Raw genomic sequence first — 11,248 nt, 5'->3', positions numbered from 1 at the left:
AATCCAAATGTTTTTTCTATTATTTTTAAATTTTTTATTCTCAAGAAATGTATCCAAAAAGAGAAAGTGAAACTTCTTTTATCTTCCAACCTATTATCACTACTTATCTTTTTTTTTAATTTTTAATCTCTTATTTTATAATGATTTTTACATTTACTATATTATTTACTCTACATATCATAAAGTTATTAAAAAACTTTCTTTTTTTTCTTTTTTTTAAAATTTTTTACCCTATAATTTATTTAAAGTTAACTTTAAATAAACCTAAGCTTTACATTTAACAAATATTGCTTAGCTTATTATATAGATTAATCGCAACAAAACCAAATAATTCTCTATTTTTACTTGCTTCTCTATTTGCTAAAATAATTCACATATATGCCCGGGAAAGGATTATTTATAAGAAAAAAATTAAAAGGTCTATTAAACAGTCTATTCTACAGTGGTGACGCCTACAGTTGTCCCATTTGTAATTTTTCATCTGATATAATGTTGGCCACCGGCAAGGACTATCCAATTATTAAAGAAAAGCAAATAATCGGTGCCGGTCTAAGAAATACTGCTTGTATAAAATGTGGCTCCTGTGACAGAGAAAGGCTCATTTTTCTTTTCCTAAAAGACTACATTCACATCTTTGAGAAAGAAAATCCCTATAAGGTACTTCATATTGCTCCGGAAATACCTATTTACGACAAGTTGAAAAAACTATCAAATATTGATTATGTATGCGGTGATAAATTTGAAAAAGGATATGACTACCCCCGGAAAGTTCAAAATATTGATATAACAAAACTCGAGTTTCCTGATAATTCATTTGATTTAATAGTTTGCAATCATGTACTGGAACATATCCCGAATGACATGATTGCTTTAAGTGAATTATACAGAGTACTAAAGCCAAATGGGATTGCCATGTTGCAAGTTCCTTTAAGTATAGCAAATGAAACAACTTTTGAAGATCTTACTATTAAATCAGATGAGGAACGCATTAGGTTTTTCGGACAAAAAGATCATGTTCGTTTATATGGTAAAGATTATCCGAACCGTTTAAAAAGTGCAGGCTTCTCAATAGAGATTCTTGAAATTTCAAATAAAGAAGAATATAAAAAGTATAATCTGAACACACTTGAAAAGGTTTTCATTGGAAAGAAGATAATTAGTGATTAATTTTGAACCACTCAATTTACTTTTTGTCTTACTTCATTATATTACTCAAAAGAATTTAAGTACCCGTGTGAAATACAAATAATTCCAAATGTGCAGTATTTTCTGAACATTTTGCTGTAAAAGAAAATTTTAACAAATGAAAACATTCCTCAGTATTTTTAAAGAAAGTGTAATTCTCGCATTTTATGAGCTTTACAGCAATAAACTGAGAAGTTTTCTTTCATTACTGGGAATCACCATAGGGATATTGTGTATAATTTCTGTTCTTACTGCTGTTGATTCACTGGAAAGAAATGTTAGAGGTAGTATTCAAAAGTTGGGTGATAATATAGTGTATGTACAAAAATGGCCCTGGGACTTTGGAGAAGATTATGCCTGGTGGCAATACTGGAACAGACCGGTTCCAAATCTAAATGAACTCAGAAGTATTCAAAATCAAAGTCGCTATACAGAGGCTGCTGCCATCCAAATTGGATTAAATAACCGTACCGCAAGATACCTTGATCAAAGTGTAGAAAATATCACTGCACTTGCCATTTCACATGACTTCTCAAGAATTAAAGATTTGGATTTTTTAGAAGGCAGATATTTCTCTTTAAATGAATCTCAAGCCGGAAATAATGTTGCTGTTTTAGGTTATAATGTAGCTGTGCAACTATTCAACACTCCCGAAAATAGTGTAGGAAGGGAAATTAGATTGCTTGGGAGGAAAATTTCTATAATCGGAGTACTTGAACAGGAAGGAGAAGATTTGTTAAGCATGAGCAATGATAATCAAATTCTGATTCCTTATAACTTCCTGACTTCATTCATGAATATCGACAATATTGGCAGCGAACCTTTTCTAATGATAAAAGCTGTTGAAGGCACTAATTTAGAGATATTGAAAGACGAATTGACCGGAATCCTAAGGGCTGAAAGAAGACTGAGCCCAAGGCAAGATAATAATTTTGCATTAAACCAATTATCTCTCCTCAGCAGAAATATGAATCAACTTTTTGGTGTAATAAATTTTGCCGGATTTATAATTGGAATTTTTGCTATAATTGTAGGAGGTTTTGGTGTAGCTAATATAATGTTTGTATCTGTTAGAGAGCGTATTCCTCAAATTGGCATAAAGAAAGCTCTCGGTGCCAAACAATTTTTCATACTGCTGGAGTTTTTGATTGAAGCCGTAGTCCTATCCCTCATTGGTGGAGTTTTTGGAATATTATTAGTGTTTGTATTAACCATCATAGCTGAAAATTTGCTTGATTTTGATTTTACTTTATCCTTTTCGATTATAATGACAGGGCTGCTAATTTCTATAATCACAGGTATTGTATCAGGCTTTATCCCGGCCTTAAATGCATCTAAAATGGCTCCTGTAGATGCTATCAGATATTAAACAAACTTTTTTGCAAAAAAAACTTAATAAACTTTTAAACTTTAAATAGTTTATTGCGTTTATGTTTGTAATTTTGCAGAAATTATTACAAAAGTGGATCAAAAAATTATTTCTCTTTCTATTGAATTGTTTTTAAAATATGGGATCAAAAGTGTCTCTATGGATGACATTTCCAGACATTTAGGGGTTTCCAAAAAAACCATATACGAAGTCGTAGAAAATAAATCTGAATTGGTAAAAAAAGCAATTCTGCTTTATCTGGAAGAAGAAAAAAATGGAGTTGAAACTATCATAAATGAAAATTCTAACCCAATAGTACAGATGTATGAGCTTGTAAAGTATAATACAAGAAATCTCAGAGAAATGAATCCTGCTTTAGTATATGATTTACAAAAATATTACCCGCAGGCCTGGCAGAATCACTTAACTTTTAAAAAAGAATTTTTATATAAATGTGTGAAATCAAACTTGGAATCAGGTATAGAGAAAGGGTTTTATAGAAACACTCTAAATGCTGAAATCATTGCAAAAATTTATCTTTTTAAAACAGAATCTCTAATTGACCAATCAATTTTCCCCATTGGTGAATTTACTTTTAAAGAATTAGTCATAGAGTATTTTGACTATCACATACATGCTATTTGCTCTGAAAAAGGTTTAAACTATTTGAAAGAAAATAAGCTGACAATAAAAAACTAAAATTGTTTAAAAATAACCGTTATGAAAATTACGACCATCATTTCAACTTTTTTAATCCTAACTTTTGTTCTATACACTTCAAAGGCTAACGAAAACTCTTTTTCACTTGAAGAAGCTCAAAACTTTGCCATTGAAAATAGCATACAGCAGAAAAATGCGGCTTTGGATTTTAAAATCACTCAAAAGCAATCATTGGAAGTAATATCAGAAGGTTTTCCACAAATTAATGCTGAAGCTTCTTATCAAAACTTCTTAAAACTACCCGTTAGTCTTATTCCTTTGGAGTTTATAGGTGGCCCTGAAGGAGAGTTTCAGGAAATACAATTTGGTCTCCCCCATAATGTAAATGCTAATATTACTGTTTCCCAATTGATTTTTGATTTTAGATATTTTGTGGGTATCAGAGCAAATAAAGCATTGATGGAATCTGCCAAAACGCAACTTTACCAAAATGAAATTGATTTAAAGAAAGCCATTGAAGAGTCCTATTACGCGGCTTTAGCATCATTGGAGACGGTAGAAATTTTAGAAAATAATCTGGAAATCATCAATAAAACGCTTCACGAAACAGAACAGCTGTTGAAAAGTGGTTTTGCTGAACAACTTGATGTTGACAGATTAAAACTCTCCCAATCAAATGTAAACACACAATTTAAAAATGCTGAAAGACAGGCAAAGTTAGCTTTGGCAGTTCTAAAATATCAAATGGGATATCCGGTTCAGGATGAAATAATATTAACTGAAAACTTATCCGATCTTATTGAAAATTCCCTTCTCACAGATATGGAATATGATTATCAAAACAGAATTGAGTTTCGTTTATTGAATTTACAAAGAGATTTGAGAACTTTTGATATTAGTCAGACAAGAGCCGGTTATTTTCCCTCACTATATGCTTTCGGTACTTATAACTATGATGCTCAAAGAAATGAATTTAATTTTTTTGACAGTAATGAAACCTGGTTTGAGTCCGGTTTTGTGGGTTTACAGTTAAGGATTCCAATTTTTGACGGTCTTACCAGAAGATTTATGGTTCAACAAAGACAACTGGATTTAATGAAAATAAACAATCAAATTCAAAATTTTGATGAGCTGGTACGTTTAGAGGTTCAAAATGCAAGAACTGAATTAGAAAATGCTTTTGAAAACTATCAAACACAACTTAAAAATCTGGAATTGGCCGAAAGGATTTACAATGTTACAGTAAGAAAATATCAGGAAGGAGTAGGTTCCAGTCTTGAAGTGTCTAATGCAGAGTCTGACTGGTCACAAACTCAGGCAAATTACATTCAGTCGATGTATCAGGTAATTATTAGCAGAACACAGCTCAAGCACTCAATGGGTTTATACAATACAAATAACAATTAAAATATACATAATGCAAAAGACAATTTTATCTGTACTATTTTTTGGCTTACTTTTCATGGTTTCATGCGGGTCCTCAGAAACTGATAAATTAGAGAATATGCAAAGAGAGCTTGAAGAGAAGAGGGAGAAATTTGAAAGTTTGAAAATTGAGATTGAGCAACTGGAAACAGAAATTGCTTCCTTAAGGCAAGATACAATAACTACCGGGAGAATGGTGACCTTAAGGCCGGTAGAAGTAAGTGATTTTGAACACTATATAGAAGCACAGGGCTTAGTACAGGCAGATCTTAATATCTCACTGAGTGCAGAAATGAGTGGGGCTGTCAGAAATATTAATGTCAGAGAAGGTGATTATGTTAGAAAAGGACAATTATTAGTCAGACAAAATGAAGAAAACATTAGAAACTCTATTGCTGAGGTTGAAAGTGCTCTTGAATTAGCAACAACCACTTATGAAAGACAAAAAAATCTATGGGCAGAGAACATCGGTTCAGAAATACAATACTTACAGGCTAAAAATCAAAAAGAATCTTTAGAAAAAAATCTTAATACTTTAAACACTCAGCTGAATATGCTGAATATAAAATCTCCAATTGACGGCTACATAGATGAAGTCTTTGTGAAAATTGGAGATGTTTTATCCCCGGGCACTCCGGTTGTAAGGATTGTGAATTTAGAAAATGTATATGTCAGGGCAGATGTTCCTGAAAGATTTCTGACTAGTGTTAAAAAGGGGGATAATGTTAAAGTTAGATTTCCTTTAATTAATAAAGAAGAAAATGCAGCAATAAGCTCAGTAGGTCAATTTATCAATCCGGGTAACAGAACTTTCAAAATTGATATTCAATTGAAAAATGAGGAAGGTCTCCTTAAGCCAAATTTGCTTTCTGTAGTAAGAATCATGGATTATTTCAGCAAAGATGCAATTGTCATTCCAACCCGCCTGGTCCAACAATATTTTGATGAAGAGTTTGTGTATGTCAGAAAAATGGATGGACAACAAAGTCTGGCAGAAAAGCGAAATATAGTAAGCGGAAAGACCTACGGTGGCATTACTGAAATACTTGAAGGATTAACAGATGAAGATATGTTGATAGACGCAGGTTTTAGAGATATAGCTGATGGTCAAAAAATAAGAGTAAATAAATAAAACATTCAATTTATTATTATAAGGTGCATAAACACACTTACATTTTTCAGCTATAAAATAAGGATTTAAGATAGCCAGACTAAAAATAAAAATATATGAACCAGCAGCAACCGGGTGATAAAAAATCAAAACTTGAAAAAGTTGTTAGATACTTTTTGCCTACAACTGTATCTGTAAATAACAGAACAAGTGTATTGGTGCTAACGACACTTATCATTATTTTAGGATTCACTTCTTACAGGTCTATGCCTAAAGAAAACTTTCCTGAAATTTCTATACCCACAATTTTAATAAACACACCATATCCGGGCAATTCACCGGTAGATATAGAAAATCTCATCACCAGACCAATTGAAAATGAGCTTCTGTCATTGACCGGCTTAAAGAATATAAACTCTACTTCTATTCAGGATTTCTCTAACATAGTTGTAGAGTTTAATTTAGATGTAGATGTAAACACTGCGTTAAGAGATGTAAAAGATGCTGTTGATAAGGCTAAAACTGAACTGCCAACCGATTTGGATCAGGACCCTAATGTTTTTGAGTTAGACTTTAGCGAGTTTCCGATAATGAACATTAACCTATCGGGTGATTTCACTAATGAAGACTTAAAAGAATTTGGAGAATACCTAAAAGACGAAATTGAAAAGCTTACAGAAATCTCAGAAGTAGAGATTAAAGGAGCATTAGAAAAAGAAGTCAGGATAATGGTAGATCCCTTCAAAATGCAATCTCTCCAAATCAACTTTGACGACATTGAAAATGCCATTGCTTCTGAAAACATTACTATTTCCGGAGGAGATTTGCTGATTGATAACTTTCGAAGAAGTGTCAGGGTAGTAGGTGAATTCAAAGAAATGAGAGACATTGAAAATGTAATCGTAAAACATGAAAATCAAAACACCGTATTTTTAAAAGATATAGCAACAGTACAGTTTGGTTTTGAAGAAAGGCAAAGTTATGCCAGGTCATATAGCGACCCTGTAATTTCTTTGGATGTGAAAAAAAGATCTGCAGAAAACTTATTGGTAGCAACTGACAAAATCAATGATATTCTGGATTATGCTATTGAAAACATTTTTCCTCCTAACCTTGAGATAAGCATTACTAATGACCAATCTAAAGTTACCAGGGACCAATTAGACAATTTAGAAAACAGTATCATTTTCGGAGTTATACTGGTTGTATTGGTTTTACTTTTCTTTTTAGGGTTAAGAAATGCACTTTTTGTTGGGATAGCAATTCCACTTTCAATGTTAACCGGATTCATGGTATTAAACGGCTTTGGAGTGACCGTTAATTTGATAGTTTTATTCTCACTGGTCTTAGCATTAGGAATGCTGGTAGATAACGGAATTGTAGTGGTAGAAAACATTTACCGTTTAATGCAGGAAGGGCATAGCCCAATATCTGCTGCTAAACAAGGTGCCGGTGAAGTTGCCTGGGCCATAATAGTTTCAACAGCTACAACACTTGCAGCATTTGTACCACTATTGTTTTGGGACGATATCATTGGAGAATTTATGAAGTATTTACCGGTGACGTTAATAATAGTGCTTGCCTCTTCCCTATTTGTGGCTTTGATTATAAATCCGGTTTTGACATCCTTGTTTATGAGAATTGAAGACCCAAAAGAAAAAACAAGTTTCAAAAAAGTAATAGCTATTTTATCGGGTTTTGCCTTACTCATAATTTTTAGCTGGCTGGCCGGCTGGATTGCTTTGAGAAATATCAGTATTATTTTTGCTTTAATAACAATTTTAAACATTTATTTACTCAAGCCGGCAGCAGCCTTATTTCAGGATAAAATATTAGTTTGGATTGAAAATGCTTATGATAAAACAATCACCTTTGTTCTCAAAGGTTTTATGCCTTATATCGTTTTTATATCTACATTTTTGCTGCTCATTTTATCAATTGTACTTTTTTCGATATTTACGCCAAAAGTCAGCTTCTTTCCTGAAAATGAACCAAATTATGTAAACATTTTTATAGAGTTACCATTAGGTAGTGATATTGACTACACCAATGAATACTCAAAATCAATTGAAAAAGTAGTAAATGAGGTTATAGAACCCTATGGAAATGTAGTAGAATCAGTAATTACCAATGTTGGAGAAGGAACAACCGATCCGATGGCAGGCCCTGCTCCGGGGCGTACTCCTCACAGGGCAAAAGTTACCGTAGCTTTTGTTGAGTTTGAGTTCCGGGAAGGAGTTTCGACCAACAGCATAATGGAAGCGATAAGAGAACGAATGTCAGAATTCCCGGAAGCTACTATAAGTGTAGATAAAAATCAGGTAGGGCCTCCTGTTGGACGTCCAATCAATATTGAAGTCAGTGGTGATGACTTTCAGGAATTAACATCTCTTACAGACCAAATAATAACATATATCGATAATGGAAACATTCAAGGTATAGAGGAGCTTCAAACGGACCTGGAAAGAGGGAAGCCTGAATTACTGATAAATGTAGATCGTGAAGCGGCAAGAAGGTATGGGATTTCTACAGCACAAATAGGCAATACAATGAGGACGGCACTATTTGGTAGAGAAGTTTCAAAATTTAAAGAAGGTGAGGACGAATACCCTATTCAATTACGTTTCTCTGAAGAATACAGATATGACTTAAGTTCATTAATGAACCAGCGAATCACTTTCCGTGATGCAGGTTCCGGTCAAATTATGCAAGTTCCTATTTCAGCAGTTGCAGATGTTACCTACACCTCTACTTTTGGATCAATCAGAAGAATTGATGGCAACAGGACTATAACTATTTACTCAAATGTAATGGATGGTTATAATGCAAATGAAATCGTTAATTCTATACGAGCCAGACTTGAAAACTTTAGTATACCTGACGGTTATGAAATTTCTTTTACCGGGGAACAGGAAGAGCAGGAAAAAACGGGAGAATTCTTAACCAGGGCTTTAATGATTGCAGTCTTTTTAATCCTTTTTATTATTGTAACTCAGTTTAATTCTTTAGTGACACCATTTATTATTTTACTTTCTGTTTTATTCAGTACAATGGGGGTGTTTTTTGGGTTAGCTCTTTTCCAAATGGACTTTGTTATTGTAATGACCGGTATTGGAATCATTTCATTAGCCGGCGTAGTAGTAAACAATGCTATTGTACTCATAGATTATACCAATTTAGTCAGACAACGTAAAAGAGCGGAACTCAAGCTAAGTGAAGGTAAGGAAATGAGTGATAATGACTTGGTAAACGTAATTATAAAAGGTGGGAAACTGAGGCTACGTCCAGTACTTTTAACGGCTATTACGACTATACTGGGTTTAATGCCGCTTGCTTTGGGATTGAATATTGACTTTGCAGCATTCTTTACAAGATTTGAATTCAATGCCTATATAGGTGGTGACAATGCTTTGTTTTGGGGACCAATGGCTTCTACCGTTATTTTTGGCTTAACTTTTTCAACATTCTTAATATTAGTTGTAGTTCCTGCTATGTATCTGATAAGTGAAAGATGGAAAAGAAGTTTGAACAAATTTATTAGTTAGTCAAATTCTTTAGATGGGTTCACTAAAAAGCGTTATTTCATTAGTTCAGTGTACAGACTTAAAGTATTAACAGTATTTTTCAATAAACAAAAACATTAGCCGGGTTTTTAAATTAATAGTTCTGTTTGAGTAAATCTTACAATTCCCAAATTTGACATAACTCCCGAACAATTTTTCATTTAGCCAATTTGATTATTTACTCAGGAGCTTAAGCCGTGTCATTTCTTATAATCCTGCTTAGGCTAAGCGCTTTGAAAAGATAATATTGGGGATACTTACAGCGATTTTGCTTAACTATCCTCAACTTAAGTACAAACAAAAAGGGTCAGTATGCAAGCATATGACCCTTTTAAAGTTTAAATCTTTAGGTTTATTTCTCCTGAAACAAATGTACATCTCTCTGAGGAAACGGTATAGAAACTCCTTCCTGATCAAAAGTCATTTTAACTTTCTGATTCATATCCCACATTAGTACGAAAAAATCAGCGCTTTTACACCAAACTCTCACAGTAAAATCTACAGAGCTATCGCCTAATTCAGCTAATCCTATTACAACACCCTTATCTTTTAATACTCTTTCATCACTTTCAAAAACCCTTTGAATAATTTCTTTCGCTTTTGGAATATCGTCCCCGTATCCAATACCAAATATCATATCCAGCCTTCTGGTGTCCTCTGCAGAAAAATTGGTAACAGAACTGTTAGACAATGATCCATTAGGTATGGTTATTCTTTGATTCTGTGGTGTGTATAAAACTGTATAAATTATTCCTATTTCCCGGACTGTTCCACTTATCCCGTTTGCAGTAATAAAATCCCCTACTTTAAATGGTTTGAAAGTTAAAATTAAAACACCTCCGGCAAAATTCGCGAGACTGCCCTGAAGTGCTAAACCAACTGCCAGACCAGCCGCACCAATAATTGCAATAAAAGATGTAGTTTCAACACCTAACATCGAAATCACAGTTATTATCAACAACACCTTTAGTATTGCATCTACCAACTTCGTCAAAAACCTCTGTAAAGATGGGTCTGTGTTACTTTTTTCAAGACCTTTTGAAAACCCATTTCTGATTAGTTTTAAAACCCACCAACCTAAAACTAATACTATTAAAGCAGACAATAAACTAAAACCATAGAGTACTAATATTTCTCCAATGGTTTCCTGTATGTTATCAATACTAAAATTCTCCATAAATTTTATTTAAGTTAATTAAAAGGCGATCCCAATTTGCAATTTAGTTTTTGGTATCACACCTGTATATCTCGGGTTAAAGATATTATAATTTGAATAATAATCAATTTTTTTAGCGTCTATATCAGAATATTTTAAACCACCTCCAATCATAAAATCAATTGTCAGTCTGTCAAAAAATAAGAAACGGTTACCAATTACAACTCCTCCGCCATAAGACCGGATAATTTCTTTTTTAGAATCCGCATCTTCGCGTATATCATAATCGCTGCCTCCCCATGGCTCATAGACATAATCATAATAATACTCCACTATTTCATTATAATGAAACTGAGCAAATGGTCCGAAATAAAGCTTGTATGAATTCGTGGCATTTTCATTTGTATGAACGTGGTACATGTTCCAGCGATATTGAAATTCTAATGAAACACCTTCTCTTGATCTGTCATTAGATTCTAACAACCATACACCTGCATTGAACATAAGGCTGTTATTTTGCTCTCCAAAATCTCTTTCGTAACCAAACTGAAGATGTCCGGCTGCTAACTGAAAAGGACTAACATAAAAGAAGTTCTTTCTTTCAAAAGTATTTTCACTTACATCTTCAAGACCCTTATTAGCTGAAAATGAAGTGTAACTCATGAAAAAAGTAACAAATAAAGCAATAACTAAATTGGTTTTCATAATGTTTGTTTTTATTAAATAGTCAACCCTTAAAAACCTAAATTTCTAAATTTTTGACAAAAAATATTTGGGTA

The 11,248-nt window shown here is 33.1% G+C and carries 8 protein-coding genes; 6 read left to right on the top strand and 2 right to left on the bottom strand.

Annotated features, from left to right (window positions below):
• The first annotated feature begins 378 nt into the window (after nt 1-378).
• The 6 genes from EA412_04095 (at nt 379) to EA412_04070 (ending at nt 9,295) form a co-directional block, all read left to right on the top strand.
• Nucleotides 379-1,167, top strand: coding sequence for an SAM-dependent methyltransferase (locus tag EA412_04095; protein TVR80869.1), 789 nt, complete (start codon nt 379-381; stop codon nt 1,165-1,167).
• A gap of 136 nt (nt 1,168-1,303) precedes the next feature.
• The gene (locus tag EA412_04090) at nt 1,304-2,554 is read left to right on the top strand and encodes an FtsX-like permease family protein (GenBank protein ID TVR80868.1); all 1,251 of its coding nucleotides are present in this window, start codon (nt 1,304-1,306) and stop codon (nt 2,552-2,554) included.
• Between the two features lie 45 nt (nt 2,555-2,599).
• Entirely contained in the window at nt 2,600-3,253 is a 654-nt protein-coding gene (locus EA412_04085) for a TetR/AcrR family transcriptional regulator (GenBank protein TVR80867.1), read from the top strand.
• A gap of 21 nt (nt 3,254-3,274) precedes the next feature.
• Nucleotides 3,275-4,621 (top strand): TolC family protein, encoded by a 1,347-nt coding sequence (locus EA412_04080; protein ID TVR80866.1) that lies wholly within the window; start codon nt 3,275-3,277, stop codon nt 4,619-4,621.
• 10 nt (nt 4,622-4,631) lie between these two features.
• Nucleotides 4,632-5,771: an efflux RND transporter periplasmic adaptor subunit gene (locus tag EA412_04075; GenBank protein ID TVR80865.1), complete on the top strand. Its 1,140-nt coding sequence runs from the start codon at nt 4,632-4,634 to the stop codon at nt 5,769-5,771.
• Between the two features lie 95 nt (nt 5,772-5,866).
• Nucleotides 5,867-9,295, top strand: a complete 3,429-nt coding sequence (locus EA412_04070; protein TVR80864.1) for an efflux RND transporter permease subunit — start codon at nt 5,867-5,869, stop codon at nt 9,293-9,295.
• Between the two features lie 370 nt (nt 9,296-9,665).
• On the opposite strand, the gene EA412_04065 is transcribed toward EA412_04070, so the two are convergent.
• Both EA412_04065 and EA412_04060 read right to left on the bottom strand, forming a co-directional pair.
• Nucleotides 9,666-10,490 (bottom strand): mechanosensitive ion channel family protein, encoded by an 825-nt coding sequence (locus tag EA412_04065; protein TVR80863.1) that lies wholly within the window; start codon nt 10,488-10,490, stop codon nt 9,666-9,668.
• Nucleotides 10,491-10,508: 18 nt separating this feature from the next.
• A complete protein-coding gene (locus tag EA412_04060) occupies nt 10,509-11,174 on the bottom strand; it encodes a hypothetical protein (GenBank protein TVR80862.1) in 666 nt (221 codons plus the stop codon).
• Nucleotides 11,175-11,248 lie beyond the last annotated feature (74 nt).

Source organism: Chitinophagaceae bacterium (genome assembly GCA_007695095.1).
In the GTDB taxonomy this organism is placed as follows: domain Bacteria; phylum Bacteroidota; class Bacteroidia; order Chitinophagales; family REEL01; genus REEL01.
The sequence above is the reverse complement of the archived record's forward strand: the minus strand, read 5'-3'. Positions and strand labels throughout refer to the sequence as shown.

Excerpts from the sequence above, each read along its gene's own strand:
- EA412_04075 (TVR80865.1), top strand. The coding sequence starts at position 4,632 with ATGCAAAAGACAATTTTATCTGTACTATTTTTTGGCTTACTTTTCATG.
- EA412_04060 (TVR80862.1), bottom strand. The coding sequence starts at position 11,174 with ATGAAAACCAATTTAGTTATTGCTTTATTTGTTACTTTTTTCATGAGT.
- EA412_04090 (TVR80868.1), top strand. The coding sequence starts at position 1,304 with ATGAAAACATTCCTCAGTATTTTTAAAGAAAGTGTAATTCTCGCATTT.
- EA412_04095 (TVR80869.1), top strand. The coding sequence starts at position 379 with ATGCCCGGGAAAGGATTATTTATAAGAAAAAAATTAAAAGGTCTATTA.
- EA412_04070 (TVR80864.1), top strand. The coding sequence starts at position 5,867 with ATGAACCAGCAGCAACCGGGTGATAAAAAATCAAAACTTGAAAAAGTT.
- EA412_04080 (TVR80866.1), top strand. The coding sequence starts at position 3,275 with ATGAAAATTACGACCATCATTTCAACTTTTTTAATCCTAACTTTTGTT.
- EA412_04065 (TVR80863.1), bottom strand. The coding sequence starts at position 10,490 with ATGGAGAATTTTAGTATTGATAACATACAGGAAACCATTGGAGAAATA.